Here is a 14,373-nt window from a genome sequence, read left to right as displayed (position 1 = left end):
GTCATGCGCCTGTCGGTCCTCCACGAAACGACGTACAGCTACACCGCGCCGTTCCACTACTCGATCCAGCAACTGCGGCTCACGCCGCGGCCCTGCGCCCACCGGCGCGCGCTTGAATGGAGCCTCACGGGGCCGGTGGCGCTCGGCGCCACGCCTGACCCCTTCGACAACCCGATGCACACGCTATCGATCACGAGCCACGGCTCGAAGATCCATGTCGTGGCGCGCGGGCTGGTCGAAACCCAGCTGTCGCCTGACGGCCGCATCGACGAGAAGCCCAATCGCGGCGACTCGCCCCATCTCTTTCTTTCCCCCACGAGCTTCACCCAGCCCGACGAGCGCCTGCTCGATTTCGCGGGCGCGCTGCGCGACCGGCCGGGGCCGGCGGCGCTGCTGGATTTCGCGCAGCTCGTGCGCGAGGCGGTGAGGTACGAGTCGGGTTCCACGCATGTGGGCGTGACGGCCGCGCAGGCGCTGGAACTGGGCCGTGGCGTGTGCCAGGACCATGCGCATGTGTTCGCGGCGGCGGCGCGGGCGCGGGGCGTGCCCTGCCGCTATGTGTCGGGCTACTTCTGCCCCGAGGGCGCGCCGGGTGAGGCGAGCCACGCCTGGGTCGAGGCCTGGGCCGAGGATCCGCTGTTGCCCGGTGGCGGCGCGTGGTTCGGCATCGACCCCACGCACGCGAGCTTTGCCGGCGAGCGCCATGTGCGCCTCGCGGTCGGCCGCGACTACGAATCCGCCGCGCCCATCCGCGGCATGCGCAGCGGGGGCGGCGCCGAGCGCATGCGCGTGCTGGTGCATGTGACGCCGCGCTGAAGCGCGGGGCCGGGTGGCCATTCGCGCCGCCCCATCGTGCGAATGAATTGCCGGATCCAATGCAAATCGGCGGCGCGCAATTCCTGCGCGCCGCCGATTCGATCGGCGCGGAAATGATTCCGCGCTGATCAATTGCCTGCCGATCTTGCCGTCAATTGTGCGCCGACAGCGCGAAGGAATAATTGGCCGGGTTGTAGCTGATCTCGATGGTCGAATTGGCGTTGAAAAGATTGTCGAGCGTGCCGGGGCCGCCGCGGCTCAGGCATTGATAGAAGGCGCTGATGTCCGAGCCGTTCGAGTTTTCCTCGACATTGAGCGAATTGAGGAAGGGATTCTGGCTGCTGCCGTACTGGACCGTCTTCGATTCCTGCGGGGCGATGGTGGCCGTCACGGGCGGCAGGCTACCGCCGTGCGGATCGGCGCCGACCCGCCCGCGCAGGATGACGGAAAGCGCGACATTCGAACGGTTGACGATGGTCTTGTTGCCTGACATGACTGTCTCCTCAATTGGCGACGGGTTGTTGGAGACGCCATTCAATTCCTGCGATTCGATTCGGACCAGCAGCGCGCGGTTACCGCTGGCGTTACCGAAACTTGATGCAAGGTGGATTGCCGTATTCGGGTGATCGGGAAAACGCGATTGCGGATCGGGCGGTATTGCCGGTCTGCCCGATCCGGTGCGATCCAAATTGCCGCCGGAAATGAATCAGGGATAAAGCCCGCGCTCCTCGCGCGCCTGGAGCACCCGCGTGCAGGCCACCACGAAGGCGGCGGTGCGCAGCGGAATGCGGTGATGCTCGGCCGTCTCCCAGATCTGCCGGAAGGCGCCGGCCAGGATCTTGTCGAGCCGCAGGTTGATCTCGTCCTCGGTCCAGAAGAAGGAGCTGAAGTCCTGCACCCACTCGAAGTAGCTGACGGTCACGCCGCCGGCGTTGGCGATGACGTCGGGTACGACGGTGATGCCGCGCTCGCCGAGGATGAGGTCGGCCTCGGGCGTGGTCGGGCCGTTGGCGCCTTCGAGCACGACCTTCGTGCGTACGCGGCGGGCGCGCTCGGCGGTGAGCTGGCTTTCGAGCGCGGCGGGGATGAGCACATCGGTTTCCACGTCCCAGAAGGCTTCGTCGGCGATGCGCTCGCCGCCCGCGAAGTTGCCGATGCCGCCGTGCGCGCGCAGCTCGCCCATGAGGTTGGCGATGTCGAGTCCGTCGGGCGCGTACACGGTGCCCGTGTGGTCCTGCACCGCGACGATCTTCGCGCCGTTGCCGGCAAACATTTCCGCCGCCGCCGAGCCGACGTTGCCGAAGCCCTGCACCGCCACGCGCACGCCGTTCAGGTCGGTGCCCAGGCGCCGCAGCGTTTCGCGGCCTACCACGAACACGCCGCGCCCGGTCGCCTTCACGCGGCCGAGCGAGCCGCCGAGCGTGAGCGGCTTGCCCGTGACGACGCCGGTGACGGTCGCGCCGACGTTCATCGAGTAGGTGTCCATCATCCAGGCCATGATCTGGCCGTTGGTGTTGACGTCGGGGGCCGGAATGTCCTTGTCGGGGCCGATGACGAGGCCGATCTCGCTCGTGTAGCGGCGGGTGAGCTTTTCAAGCTCGCGCCGCGACAGCTTCTTGGGATCGACGCGCACGCCGCCCTTGGCACCGCCGTAGGGCAGGGCGACGGCGGCGTTCTTCACGGTCATCCAGGCCGACAGCGCCATCACCTCGTCGAGCGTGACATCGGGGTGGTAGCGCACGCCGCCCTTGCCCGGCCCGCGCGACAGGTTGTGCTGCACGCGATAGCCCTCGAAATGCGAGACCGTCCCGTCGTCCAGCTCGATCGGGATGTCGACGATGAGGCAGCGCTTGGGCCGGCGCAGGGTGTCGGCCCAGCGCGAGAGCGGGCCGAGATAGGGCACGACGCGATCGACCTGGGCGAGATAGGTCTGCCAGGCGCTGGTTTCGCTCTGAGGGACGAAGGACAGGTTGGACATCGTTGACTCCTCTGTGGCCTTGCGATGCCGCTTCGACGCGGCAAAAAAAAGCGCCCGGTCGCTCAGGAAGCGGGCCGGGCGCGAACGATCCGTGGACCTTGCGGCCTGGATCGCATCAGGAAGGCGTCGAAACTGGGATGCAGGATGCGCCCCGGTGCTTCGCCGCGTTGGGTCGATAAGCCGGCGGATTCGACCGCAATTGCGGCCCTGGATGCGTCTGCCGCGTGACGGTCGGCAGGTTTTCGCGTCACGCGACGGAAAACGCGATTGTTAAAATCGACCGCTTTCTCGCCTTCGGGACTCACATGACTTACTGCGTTGCCATGCGCCTCGACGAAGGCATCGTCTTCCTCTCGGATTCGCGCACCAATGCGGGCGTGGACCATGTCTCCACCTTCCGCAAGATGACCGTGTTCGAGCGCGCCGGCGATCGCACGATGGTCATCATGACCGCCGGCAATCTCGCCATCAGCCAGGCTGTGCGCCAGTGGCTGCAAGAGCGCACGACCGAGGACGGCGAGACCGTCTGGACCGCCAAGACCATGTTCGACGCGGTGCGCGTGGTGGGGGATGCGGTGCGGGCTGTGCATGAACGCGATGCCGAGCATCTCAAGCGGTTTGGCGTTGACTTCAATTGCGCGCTGATCTTCGGCGGCCAGATCAAGGGCGAGCCGCCGAGGCTGTTCCAGGTTTATGCCGCCGGCAACTTCATCGAGGCAACGCCCGAGAACCCGTATTTCCAGATTGGCGAAGCCAAGTACGGCAAGCCGATCATCGACCGCGTCATCCGTCCCGATACCCCGCTCGACGAAGGCGCCAAGTGCGCCCTCATCAGCATGGACTCGACGCTGCGCTCGAACATCTCGGTCGGCCTGCCGCTCGACCTGCTCGTGTACGAATCGGATGCGCTGCGCGTGACGCGCTTCGTCCAGATCGACAACGACAACCACTACTTCCAGATGATCCACAACACCTGGGGCAAGCGCTTGCAGCAGGTGTTCGGCGAGATTCCGGATCCGACCTGGGGCGAGACCGGCTCGCGCTTCGCGCATCCGGACTACCGCCTGGGCCAGAAGCATGCCGACGGTCATTCCGACCGCGAGCCGCAGCATCAGCCGCCGCGCGCGCCGGTGCCGCCGGCGCTGGCGTCCGACACGGTGGCCGCCAGCGAGCGCATACAGACGGTTGCCGACGGCGGCACGCCGGGACAGGCACAGTAGGCGCGCCGGGCCGTCGCGCCCGGTTGCCGCCCCGTCTGCCGTTCGCGGTCGGGGCATGTCCGCCCGCGTCGCTCTGGCGCGCGGCCGGTCCGGGAGGATTCATGACCGCCTTCTGCCTCGCCCAGCTTTCCGACCTGCATGTGTCGGCCACGCCCTTGCAGGGCATCGTTCCGACCGAGCCGATGGCGCGCGCGGCCGTGGCCGCCGTGCTGCGCGCCGAGGCGAGGCCCGACGCCTGCGTCCTCACCGGCGACCTCGTCGATGCCGGCACGGCCGACAGCTACGCGCTGCTCGCCGACCTCCTCCGACCGCTCGAAGCGCGCATGCCCGTGTACCTGATGCCGGGCAACCACGATGCACGCGGCCCGCTGCGCGAGGTGTTCACGCATCACCGCTACCTGCCCGCCGAGGGCCGGCTGAATTACCGCGTCGAGATCGGCCCGCTTGCGCTGATCGCGCTCGATACGCTGGTCGAGGGCAGCGGGCACGGCTGCGTCGATGCGGCGACGCTCGGATGGCTCGACGCGGCGCTAGCCGCCGAATCGTCGCGGCCGACGATCGTGGCGCTGCATCACCCGCCGTTTGCGACGGGCATTGCCTTCATGGACCGGCTTGGCGTGCGTGAGGGCGCGGCCGAACTTGAGGCGGTGATCGCGCGCCATCCGCAGGTGAAGCGCGTGATCGCCGGGCATGTGCACCGCGCGATCACGCTCGGCTGGGCCGGCACGATCGGCATGACCGCGCCGTCCACCGCCCAGCAGATCGCCTTGGAGCCGGCCGCCGATGCGCCAGAGGCCTTCGTGATGGAGCCGCCCGGCTGGCTTCTGCATCGCAGAGGGGGCGGCGTGCTGCGATCGGCGGTCATGCCGGTCGAGCGCAGCGCCGGCCCGATCGATTACGCCTGATCGGGCACGGCCGACCGCGCATGCCGGTCCGGCCGGCAAGCCGCGAGGGCCGTCACGGTCTTGCAGGGCGCCTAGGCCGTTGCCGTCTTGCAAGACATTTGGTCCGGCGCCGTCTTACTGCGCGACCCAGCCGCCATCGACGTTGTAGGCCACGCCGCGGATCTGCGCCGCCGCGTCGCTGCACAGGAACACCGCCAGCCCGCCGAGCTGCTCGGGCGTCACGAATTCCAGCGACGGCTGCTTCTCGCCCAGCAGGTCGCGCTTGGCCTGCTCGATCGTCTTGCCCTCGTTGGCGGCGCGCGCGTCGATCTGCTTCTGCACCAGCGGCGTCAGCACCCAGCCCGGGCAGATCGCGTTGCAGGTGATGCCGGTCTGCGCGTTTTCGAGCGCGACCACCTTGGTCAGGCCCACCACGCCGTGCTTGGCCGTCACATAGGCCGACTTCTGCGCGCTGGCCACGAGGCCGTGCGCCGACGCGATGTTGATGATGCGGCCCCAGTTCTTCGCCTTCATCGCCGGCAGCGCGGCCTTGATGGCGTGGAAGTTGGACGACAGGTTGATGGCGATGATCGCGTCCCACTTCTCGTCCGGAAACTCCTCGACTGGCGCCACGTACTGGATGCCGGCGTTGTTGACGAGGATGTCGAGCGAGCCGAGCGTGTCCTGCGCGAACTTGACCATCGCCGCCACTTCGGCCGGCTTGCTGATGTCGGCGCCGCTGTACTCCACGCGCACGCCGTACTTCTCGGCTGTTTCCTTGCGCAAGGCTTCGATGGCCGCCGCGTCGCCGAAACCGTTGAGCACGAGATCGGCCCCCTCGGCCGCGAGGCAGTGCGCGATGCCCAGGCCGATGCCCGAGGTGGAGCCCGTGACGAGGGCGACCTTGCCCTTCAAGCTGGTGTTCAAAGCCATTGCCGCAATCTCCTGAAGTCTTACAGTGGATCGGTTCCGCGCGGGCCCGGCGCCCGGCGGAGAAAAGCTGACTCCCGATTCTAGGCACCGACATGACCGCGACCGCCCCACCGCGTTTCAATTCCGTTCAATGTCTTTCCCCAGTTGGCCTGCACCGCATGGCATGGACCGAGTGGGGCGATGCCGACAATCCGCGCGTGGCCGTGTGTGCGCACGGCCTTACCCGCAGCGGCCGCGATTTCGACCGGCTGGCGCGTGTACTCGCGGCCGACTACCGCGTGGTCTGCCCCGACATCGTCGGGCGCGGCCGCAGCGGCTGGCTCGCGCCGCTGCCCGACGCGACCCGCCTCTACGCCGTGCCGCAGTACGCCGCCGATTGCGTGACGCTGCTCGCGCGCCTGAATGCCACCACCGTGCACTGGGTCGGCACGAGCATGGGCGGCCTCATCGGCATGACGCTCGCGTCGCTGCCCGACAGTCCGATCGAGCGCATGGTGCTCAACGACGTGGGCGCGGTGCTGCCGCTCGACGCGCTGCGCCGCATCGGCAAGTACGTCGGCCTGTCGCTCAGGTTCGCCAGCTTTGACGAGGGTGTCGCTTACATCCGCAGCGTGGCGGCACCCTTCGGCCCGCACAGCGATGACGAATGGCGCGAGCTGGCCGGCAATGTCCTCGCCGAGGACGGCGACCACTGGCGGCTGCATTACGACCCGCGCATCGGCGATGCCTTCCGGCTCACGGTGCCGCCCGAAGGCGGGCCGTCGGAGCTGCCGCTGTGGGCGGTGTACGACGCCATCCGCTGTCCGACCCTCGTGCTGCGCGGCGCCGAGTCCGACCTGCTGCTGGGTGCCACCTGCGCCGAGATGGCCGCGCGCGGTCCGAAGGCACGCACGGTCGAGTTCGCAGGCATCGGTCACGCGCCCACGCTCATGCATGACGATCAGATCGCAGTGGTGCGTGATTTCCTGCTCGGCGCATGAAGTTGTGCATGCAGCCGCGATGCCGGCCTGCGTCCGCAGCGATCGGGCGCCGGGCCAGGGGCCGCCCCCGGTCGGGCCGTCGGCCGTTTCGCGGCGTGCGCAAGGCGTCGTCCATCGCGGTGCCCGGCTTCATCTGATCTGAAGCCCGATCGCGCTTCGCCGACGCCCCGCGCGGCGGATGCGACAATCGCGCCCCTTTTTTCTCAACCAGTCGAGATCAGCACATGAGCGAACTCAAGCGTTACCACGTCGGCCCGCGCCTGTCGGAAATGACCGTTTTCAACGGCGTCGCCTATCTCGCCGGCCAGGTCGCCGCCGACGGCAGCCAGGACATCACCGGCCAGACCCAGCAGGTGCTGGCGCAGATCGACGCGCTGCTGGCCGAAGCCGGCAGCGACAAGTCGCGCCTGCTCCAGGTCGTGATCTACCTGAAGGATCTGGCCGACTTCCCGAAGATGAACGACGTCTGGAGCGCCTGGGTCGCACAGGGCAACACGCCGCCGCGCGCGACCGTGCAGGCCGAACTGGCCAAGCCGGAATGGCGCGTCGAGATGGTCTGCACCGCCGCGGTCAACTGATGCCGCGCAGGCCCGGCTGCCTCGTCCTCAGCCGACGGACCGGCCGGGCCTGAAGTAGGCGTCGAACATCGCCGCCAGATGTGGAAACGCGCCGCGCAGGCGCGCCGGGGTGACGAAGTAGGCCTCGGTCGCAACCGCGAAGAATTCCGCCTCGCTCTCGGCGGCGTAGGCATCGAGCGGCAGTTCGCGTTCGTAGATGGCGCGGCCCTCGTCGCTCTCGGGATCGATGCTGCGCGGGAAGCGGTCTTCCAGATCCTCGACCGCGCCGCCGAAGGCTTCCCAGGCGGCGTCGAGTTCGTCGGCCCAGTCGTCCGGATCGAGGCCGGCGTGCAGCTTCGGGTCGAAGGCCGGGATGCCGTCGGCGACGCCGCCGTTGCGCATGTCGAGCTTGTGGGCGAACTCGTGGATGACGGGCGCGAAGGCCGGCCCGTCGCCCTGGGCGCCGCGCCGGATTTCCTCCCAGCCGAGGATGACGGGGCCGCCCGCCATGGTTTCGCCGGCACGCGCGCCGCTGTCGTCGTGAACGATGCCGAATTCGTCGGTCGCCTCGCGCTCCACCTGGAACTCGCCGGGGTAGATCACGATCTCCTCGAAGTCGTCATAGGCGCGCGGGCCGAGATGCAGCACCGGCAGCGCCGCCTGCATCGCGATCGCGGTGAGCATGAAGTCGTCGGCGTCGAGGCCGTGGACGGGAGTAAATCCCTTGTCGCGCAGGAAGCCCGCCGCAATCTCTTCGAGCCGCGCGGCGTCGGCGGCATCGGGCAGGGCGAGGAAGGGAAAGGCGGCGATGACCGCGTCGCGCACCTCGGGCTTGAGCGAGGGCGGTTCGCGGCGCGCGCGGCGCAGCCAGTTGAACATGTCGAAACGGACGAGTTGGGCGATTGGCGCGGAGCATGGCACGGGCCGATCCGGATCGCGCGCAATGGCAAACCTGCGTAGAAGCGCAGGCGGCGCGAAACCTGGTCTGCGTTTCGCTTGCAGTAGCAGCAAAGGTCTCCGCGATTGCGGAGACCGTGGCCGGAAATGCTGCCCGAGGGGCAGCTCGGCCCGGAGATGAAGATGGTGTATGTCGCGCAAACGAGACCGGTCGCCACCAACGGCGAGGCGGCGAACGATGCGGCCGATCAGGCCCTGATCGCCGAGGCGCTCGCCTGCGCCGAACGGGCCTACGGCAACCGCCACGCGCCCACGGGCGAGCGGGTGTCCGACCATGCGCACGAGCTGTCGGCCATCTTGGCCGGCCTGCGCACCGACCGCGCCACGCAGCTCGCCGCGATTCTCTACGGCACGACCGACGCCGACCGCGCCACCCATCCCATGACGGAGGACGCGATCGCCGCGCGCTTCGGCCATGACGTGCTCACGATGGTGCGCGGAATCGTGCAGCTCATGCGCGTGACCGAACTGGCGCGCGACATGTCGGCCCAGCGCGAAGGCGCCGAAGCCAACAAGCGCGACCGCGACCTGGAGCACAAGCGCCAGGCCGAGGCGCTGCGCAAGATGCTTCTCGCGATGGTCGGCGACCTGCGCGTGGTGCTGGTGCGGCTCGCGTCGCGGCTGCGCACGCTGCGCTTCTTCGCCGAGAACAAGGACCGCGACGACTGCGGCACGCCCGAGCTGCGCCGCATGTACGCCGAGGAGACGATGGAGCTGTACGCGCCGCTCGCCAACCGGCTCGGCATCTGGCAGCTCAAGTGGGAAATGGAGGACCTCGCCTTCCGCTTCATCGAGCCCGAGATGTACAAGCGCATCGCCAAGCAGCTGGAGGAGAAGCGCGTCGAGCGCGAGGCCTTCATCACCAGCGCGATCGCGCGGCTGCGCAGCGAGATGAAGGCCTCGGGCATCACCGCCGAGGTGAGCGGCCGGCCCAAGCACATCTACAGCATCTGGAAAAAGATGACCGGCAAGGGGCTGGACTTTGCCGGGCTGTACGACGTGCGCGCCTTTCGCGTCATCACCGACGACATCAAGGATTGCTACACGGTGCTCGGCATCGTGCACAACCTCTGGCAGCCGATCCCCAAGGAATTCGACGACTACATCTCGCGGCCCAAGGCCAACGGCTACCAGTCGCTGCACACCGTCGTGGTGGCCGATGACGGCAAGCCCTTCGAGGTGCAGATCCGCACGCGCGAGATGCACCAGTTCGCCGAGTTCGGAGTCGCGGCGCACTGGCGCTACAAGGAAGCCGGCAACCGCAGCGAGACCGCCGGCAGCGCCTACGACCAGAAGATCGCCTTCATCCGCCAGCTGTTCGCATGGAAGAACGAGGTCGCGCGCGAGGGCGGCGAGGAAGCGGTCGAGCAGCGCTTCGACGCCGACGAGTGGGCCGACCGGCTGCGCTCGGGCGCGGTGGACGACCGCATCTACGTGCTCACGCCGCAGGCCCGCGTGATCGACCTGCCGGCCGGCTCGACGCCCATCGACTTCGCCTACCACCTGCATTCCGACCTTGGCCATCGCTGCCGCGGCGCGCGCGTCGATGGCGCGATGGTTCCGCTCAACACGCGGCTGCGCACCGGGCAGACGGTCGAGATCATCGCGGCCAAGAACATCGGCGCCGGCCCGTCGCGCGACTGGCTCAATCCCAATCTCGGCTATCTGGCGAGCAGCCGCGCGCGCACCAAGGTGAGGGCGTGGTTCAACCTGGTCGAGCAGGAGACGGCGACGCTGGCCGGGCGCACGCGGGTCGAGCGCGAGTTGCAGCGCCTGGGCAAGACGTCGATGTCGCTCGACGATCTGGCCTCGCAGCTCGGCTACGGCCGGCCCGATGACCTGTTCGTGGCCGCATCGCGCGACGACTTCAACCTGCGGCAGATCGAGGCGCTGTTCGAGGAGCCGCAAGAAGAGCCCGAGCTGCATCCGGCGCGCATCGGCCGGGGCAAGGCCGATGTGACGAAGAGCGGCGTGCTCGTCGTGGGCATCGACAAGCTGCTCACGCAGCTCGCCAAGTGCTGCAAGCCGGCGCCGCCGGATGCGATCGGCGGCTTCGTCACGCGTGGGAAGGGCGTGTCGATCCATCGCCACGATTGCGCGAATTTCCTCGCGATGGCCGAGCGCCATCCCGAGCGCGTGATCGAGACGCAATGGGGCAGCGCGCCGGTCGACACGGTGTTCCCGGTCGATGTGTTCGTGCTCGCAAGCGATCGGCAAGGGCTGCTGCGCGACATCTCGGACGTGTTCGCGCGCGAGCGCATCAACGTCATTGGCGTTAATACGCAAAGCTCGCGCGAGCAGGCGCGCATGCAGTTCACCGCAGAAATCGCCGATTCATCGGCGCTGAACAAGGCGCTCAACCTGATTCGCGATGTGCCCGGTGTGATCGAAGCACGTCGCAAATGACACATAAGTCTTGCCAAGTCTGAAAAACACGCTATGATGCAGGGCTTCGGGCGCTTAGCTCAGTTGGTTAGAGTACTACCTTGACATGGTAGGGGTCACTGGTTCGAATCCAGTAGCGCCCACCACCCGAACAAGCAGTAACGTTGGCTGAAAGGCCGGCTCACTCAAGGACGAGAAAGGCAGCACGGGTTATGACACCGCGAACTTTCCCCTCCCTGATCTGATCACCGGTCCGAAGCTTCAACGGCATCACGAAAAAAGCGCGGCCTGGTCCGCGCTTTTTTCTTTTCAGTACCCCCACCGATTTGCCGTCGCGCGGCCAGGTCCTCATCCAGAGGTCATCCCATGGTCGCAATCACCCTCCCCGACGGCTCCCGCCGCGAATACGAAGGTCCCGTCACGGTCGCGCAGGTTGCGCAGTCGATCGGCACCGGTCTGGCCAAGGCGGCGCTCGCCGGCCGCGTCGACGGCAAGCTCGTCGATACCAGCCACCTCATCGAGGCCGACGCGCAGCTTGCGATCGTCACCGACAAGGATGCAGACGGCCTCGAAGTCATCCGCCACAGCACGGCCCACCTGCTGGCCTATGCGGTCAAGGAGCTGTATCCCGAGGCGCAGGTGACGATCGGCCCGGTGATCGACAACGGCTTCTATTACGACTTCTCGTACAAGCGCCCGTTCACGCCGGACGACCTCGCCGCGATCGAGGCGCGCATGACCGAGCTCGCGCGCAAGGACGAGCCGGTCACGCGCAAGGTGCTGCCGCGCGACGAGGCGGTGGCCTATTTCAAGAGCATCGGCGAAGCCTACAAGGCCGAGATCATCGAGAGCATCCCGGCCGATCAGGACGTGTCGCTCTACACCGAGGGCGGCTTTACCGATCTATGCCGCGGCCCGCACGTGCCGAGCACCGGCAAGCTCAAGGTCTTCAAGCTGATGAAGGTGGCTGGCGCCTACTGGCGTGGCGACAGCAAGAACGAGATGCTCCAGCGCATCTACGGCACGGCTTGGGCCAAGAAGGAAGACCAGGCGGCCTATCTGCACATGCTTGAGGAAGCCGAGAAGCGCGATCACCGCCGCCTCGGCCGCGAACTCGACCTCTTCCACATGCAGGAAGAGGCTCCCGGCCTCGTGTTCTGGCATCCGAAGGGCTGGACGCTGTGGCAGCAGGTCGAGCAGTACATGCGCGCGGTCTACCGTGACAACGGCTATCAGGAAGTCAAGGCGCCGCAAATTCTCGACAAGTCGCTCTGGGAGAAGACCGGCCACTGGGAGAAGTACCGCGAGAACATGTTCACGACCGAGAGCGAGAGCCGCGACTACGCGCTCAAGCCGATGAACTGTCCGGGCCACATCCAGATCTACAAGGCCAACCTGCATTCGTACCGCGACCTGCCACTGCGTTTCGGCGAATTCGGCCAGTGCCATCGCAACGAGCCGAGCGGCGGTCTGCACGGGATCATGCGGGTGCGCGGCTTCACGCAGGATGACGGGCACATCTTCTGTACCGAGGATCAGATCCTCGACGAGTGCGTCGCCTTCACCGCGCTGCTCCAGAAGGTGTATGCGGACTTCGGGTTCAACGACATCATCTTCAAGATCGCGACGCGTCCAGCCAAGCGCATCGGCTCCGACGAGCTGTGGGACAAGGCGGAAGAGGCGCTGATGGAGTCGCTGCGTCGTTCCGGTCATGCCTTCGAGGTGGCGCCGGGAGATGGCGCGTTCTACGGCCCGAAGATCGAGTTCACGCTCAAGGACGCGATTGGCCGGCACTGGCAGTGCGGCACGATCCAGGTCGATTTCTTCATGCCCGAGCGGCTCGGTGCCGAATACGTGGCGGAGGACAACAGCCGCAAGATCCCGGTGATGCTGCACCGCGCGATCGTAGGTTCGCTGGAGCGTTTCATCGGCATCCTGATCGAGAACCATGCCGGTGCGCTGCCGCTCTGGCTGGCTCCGTTGCAGGCCTGTGTGATGAGCATTTCGGAGGGTCAGGCCGAGTATGCGAAGTCAGTCGCTCAAAGGCTTCAAAAACAAGGCATTAGAGTTGAGGCCGATTTGCGTGGCGAAAAAATCAACTATAAAATCCGCGATCGCTCTTTGCAGAAGATTCCCTACCTGCTCGTTGTTGGCGAAAAGGAGAAGGAAGCGGATGCCGTGGCCGTGCGTGTGCGCGGTGGCAAGGATCTCGGCGTGATGCCGGTTTCCGAGATCGCAGAGCGTCTGGTGGCTGAAAACGTCGCCAAGAGCTGATCCCAAGCCGCCAGCGCAGACCGCGCGGCTTTTTCATTTGAAAGGAAGTACCCATCGCTACTTCGTTTGGCTCCCGTTATTCGCGTGAACTGCCGCAGCGCGACAACAAGAACGCTCACCGCCTGAATCGTGAGATCACCGCCCTTGAGGTTCGCCTCGTCGGTGTTGACAGCGAGCAGTTGGGCATTGTTCGTCTGTCCGAAGCGCTGGCAAAGAGCGAAGAGCTTGAGGTCGATCTCGTCGAGATCGCGCCTACCGCCAATCCGCCGGTTTGCCGGCTCATGGACTACGGCAAGTTCAAGTACCAGGAGCAGAAGAAGGCGCACGAGGCGAAGCTCAAGCAGCACGTCATCCAGGTCAAGGAAGTGAAGTTCCGTCCTGGCACGGATGACGGTGACTACAACGTGAAGCTGCGTAACCTCGTCCGCTTCCTCGAAGAAGGCGACAAGGCCAAGATTACGCTCCGCTTCCGCGGGCGCGAGATGGCCCACCAGGAAATCGGCATGCGCATGCTCGAAAAGCTGCGCGCTGACCTCGGCGAACTTGCCCAGGTCGAGCAGATGCCGAAGCTGGAAGGCCGCCAGATGATCATGATTCTGGCGCCCAAGAAGAAGAAGTAATCCCGTAAGGGAAGGGCGGTTCAACCGCCCCCGTGTTTCTCGTCGCTGGCGATGTGGCAATCGCCGGCGCGCAACAAGCTGCGAATGGGTTTCAAGTGTTCCGCGAGGAACCACCGACCGCAGCAATCCAGGAGCTGTCAATGCCGAAGATGAAGACCAAGAAGAGCGCTGCGAAGCGCTTCGTGGTGCGTCCGGGTGGCACGGTCAAGCGTGGCCAAGCCTTCAAGCGCCACATCCTGACCAAGAAGACCACCAAGAACAAGCGTCACCTGCGTGGGACCGAGGCCGTCCATGAGACGAACCTCAAGTCCATCCACGCGATGATGCCGTTCGCGTGATCGTCCCGGAATTCGAAGTCAGGAGCTAAGCAATGCCTCGTGTAAAGCGTGGTGTGACCGCCCGTGCGCGTCACAAGAAAGTCATCGACGCCGCCAAGGGTTACCGCGGTCGTCGCAAGAATGTTTTCCGCATCGCCAAGCAGGCGGTCATGCGCGCGGGCCAGTACGCCTACCGCGACCGTCGCAACAAGAAGCGCGTCTTCCGCGCGCTGTGGATCGCGCGTATCAACGCGGCGGTTCGTGAACACGGCATCACCTACAGCGTGTTCATCAATGGCCTGAACAAGACCGGCATCGGCCTCGATCGCAAGGTCCTGTCCGACATGGCCATCACCGACAAGCCCGGCTTCGCCGCGCTGGTTGGCCAAGTCAAGGCCGTCTTGGCCTGATCGCCGTCCGAACTTCCGGACGTCACTGACGGGGCACAGGCT

Annotated in this window: 14 protein-coding genes and 1 tRNA gene; 11 read left to right on the top strand and 4 right to left on the bottom strand. The window is 66.4% G+C overall.

The window, feature by feature from the left end; translation table 11 throughout:
• The first annotated feature begins 3 nt into the window (after positions 1-3).
• Positions 4-816, top strand: coding sequence for a transglutaminase family protein (locus H566_RS0120300; protein WP_028312872.1), 813 nt, complete (start codon positions 4-6; stop codon positions 814-816).
• Positions 817-967: 151 nt separating this feature from the next.
• On the opposite strand, the gene H566_RS29240 is transcribed toward H566_RS0120300, so the two are convergent.
• Positions 968-1,504, bottom strand: coding sequence for a hypothetical protein (locus H566_RS29240; RefSeq protein WP_156924517.1), 537 nt, complete (start codon positions 1,502-1,504; stop codon positions 968-970).
• Between the two features lie 18 nt (positions 1,505-1,522).
• Positions 1,523-2,794, bottom strand: a complete 1,272-nt coding sequence (locus tag H566_RS0120285; protein WP_028312871.1) for a Glu/Leu/Phe/Val family dehydrogenase — start codon at positions 2,792-2,794, stop codon at positions 1,523-1,525.
• Positions 2,795-3,099: 305 nt separating this feature from the next.
• Here H566_RS0120285 and H566_RS0120280 point away from each other — a divergent pair, with 305 nt between their 5' ends.
• Together H566_RS0120280 and H566_RS0120275 are read left to right on the top strand one after the other, a co-directional pair.
• Positions 3,100-4,014: a proteasome-type protease gene (locus H566_RS0120280; protein ID WP_028312870.1), complete on the top strand. Its 915-nt coding sequence runs from the start codon at positions 3,100-3,102 to the stop codon at positions 4,012-4,014.
• 101 nt (positions 4,015-4,115) lie between these two features.
• A complete protein-coding gene (locus H566_RS0120275) occupies positions 4,116-4,919 on the top strand; it encodes a phosphodiesterase (protein ID WP_028312869.1) in 804 nt (267 codons plus the stop codon).
• A gap of 114 nt (positions 4,920-5,033) precedes the next feature.
• On the opposite strand, the gene H566_RS0120270 is transcribed toward H566_RS0120275, so the two are convergent.
• A complete protein-coding gene (locus tag H566_RS0120270) occupies positions 5,034-5,831 on the bottom strand; it encodes a 3-hydroxybutyrate dehydrogenase (protein ID WP_034412295.1) in 798 nt (265 codons plus the stop codon).
• 158 nt (positions 5,832-5,989) lie between these two features.
• Here H566_RS0120270 and H566_RS0120265 point away from each other — a divergent pair, with 158 nt between their 5' ends.
• A complete protein-coding gene (locus H566_RS0120265; RefSeq protein ID WP_028312867.1) occupies positions 5,990-6,811 on the top strand; it encodes an alpha/beta fold hydrolase in 822 nt (273 codons plus the stop codon).
• 224 nt (positions 6,812-7,035) lie between these two features.
• Positions 7,036-7,389: a RidA family protein gene (locus tag H566_RS0120260; protein ID WP_028312866.1), complete on the top strand. Its 354-nt coding sequence runs from the start codon at positions 7,036-7,038 to the stop codon at positions 7,387-7,389.
• Between the two features lie 27 nt (positions 7,390-7,416).
• On the opposite strand, the gene H566_RS0120255 is transcribed toward H566_RS0120260, so the two are convergent.
• On the bottom strand, positions 7,417-8,247 hold the full coding sequence (locus H566_RS0120255; protein ID WP_034412292.1) for a M90 family metallopeptidase: 831 nt from the start codon (positions 8,245-8,247) through the stop codon (positions 7,417-7,419).
• Positions 8,248-8,448: 201 nt separating this feature from the next.
• On the opposite strand from H566_RS0120255, the gene H566_RS0120250 reads away from it, so the two are divergent.
• From H566_RS0120250 to rplT, 6 genes are all read left to right on the top strand, one after another.
• A complete protein-coding gene (locus H566_RS0120250; protein ID WP_028312864.1) occupies positions 8,449-10,731 on the top strand; it encodes a RelA/SpoT family protein in 2,283 nt (760 codons plus the stop codon).
• 48 nt (positions 10,732-10,779) lie between these two features.
• Positions 10,780-10,856 (top strand) — tRNA-Val (locus tag H566_RS0120245).
• 220 nt (positions 10,857-11,076) lie between these two features.
• A complete protein-coding gene (thrS, locus tag H566_RS0120240; RefSeq protein WP_028312863.1) occupies positions 11,077-12,984 on the top strand; it encodes a threonine--tRNA ligase in 1,908 nt (635 codons plus the stop codon).
• An 89-nt stretch (positions 12,985-13,073) separates the two neighbouring features.
• A complete protein-coding gene (infC, locus tag H566_RS0120235; protein ID WP_084545322.1) occupies positions 13,074-13,604 on the top strand; it encodes a translation initiation factor IF-3 in 531 nt (176 codons plus the stop codon).
• 140 nt (positions 13,605-13,744) lie between these two features.
• Positions 13,745-13,942, top strand: coding sequence for a 50S ribosomal protein L35 (rpmI, locus tag H566_RS0120230; RefSeq protein WP_028312861.1), 198 nt, complete (start codon positions 13,745-13,747; stop codon positions 13,940-13,942).
• 32 nt (positions 13,943-13,974) lie between these two features.
• Complete coding sequence (gene rplT, locus H566_RS0120225) at positions 13,975-14,331, top strand: 50S ribosomal protein L20 (protein WP_028312860.1); 357 nt, start codon at positions 13,975-13,977, stop codon at positions 14,329-14,331.
• Positions 14,332-14,373 lie beyond the last annotated feature (42 nt).

It is taken from the genome of Derxia gummosa DSM 723, assembly GCF_000482785.1.
Lineage (GTDB): Bacteria > Pseudomonadota > Gammaproteobacteria > Burkholderiales > Burkholderiaceae_E > Derxia > Derxia gummosa.
The sequence above is the reverse complement of the archived record's forward strand: the minus strand, read 5'-3'. Positions and strand labels throughout refer to the sequence as shown.

Excerpts from the sequence above, each read along its gene's own strand:
- H566_RS0120300 (WP_028312872.1), top strand. The coding sequence starts at position 4 with ATGCGCCTGTCGGTCCTCCACGAAACGACGTACAGCTACACCGCGCCG.
- H566_RS0120275 (WP_028312869.1), top strand. The coding sequence starts at position 4,116 with ATGACCGCCTTCTGCCTCGCCCAGCTTTCCGACCTGCATGTGTCGGCC.
- thrS (WP_028312863.1), top strand. The coding sequence starts at position 11,077 with ATGGTCGCAATCACCCTCCCCGACGGCTCCCGCCGCGAATACGAAGGT.
- rplT (WP_028312860.1), top strand. The coding sequence starts at position 13,975 with ATGCCTCGTGTAAAGCGTGGTGTGACCGCCCGTGCGCGTCACAAGAAA.
- H566_RS0120260 (WP_028312866.1), top strand. The coding sequence starts at position 7,036 with ATGAGCGAACTCAAGCGTTACCACGTCGGCCCGCGCCTGTCGGAAATG.
- H566_RS0120285 (WP_028312871.1), bottom strand. The coding sequence starts at position 2,794 with ATGTCCAACCTGTCCTTCGTCCCTCAGAGCGAAACCAGCGCCTGGCAG.
- H566_RS0120250 (WP_028312864.1), top strand. The coding sequence starts at position 8,449 with ATGGTGTATGTCGCGCAAACGAGACCGGTCGCCACCAACGGCGAGGCG.
- H566_RS0120270 (WP_034412295.1), bottom strand. The coding sequence starts at position 5,831 with ATGGCTTTGAACACCAGCTTGAAGGGCAAGGTCGCCCTCGTCACGGGC.
- rpmI (WP_028312861.1), top strand. The coding sequence starts at position 13,745 with ATGCCGAAGATGAAGACCAAGAAGAGCGCTGCGAAGCGCTTCGTGGTG.
- H566_RS0120255 (WP_034412292.1), bottom strand. The coding sequence starts at position 8,247 with ATGTTCAACTGGCTGCGCCGCGCGCGCCGCGAACCGCCCTCGCTCAAG.
- H566_RS0120265 (WP_028312867.1), top strand. The coding sequence starts at position 5,990 with ATGGCATGGACCGAGTGGGGCGATGCCGACAATCCGCGCGTGGCCGTG.
- H566_RS0120280 (WP_028312870.1), top strand. The coding sequence starts at position 3,100 with ATGACTTACTGCGTTGCCATGCGCCTCGACGAAGGCATCGTCTTCCTC.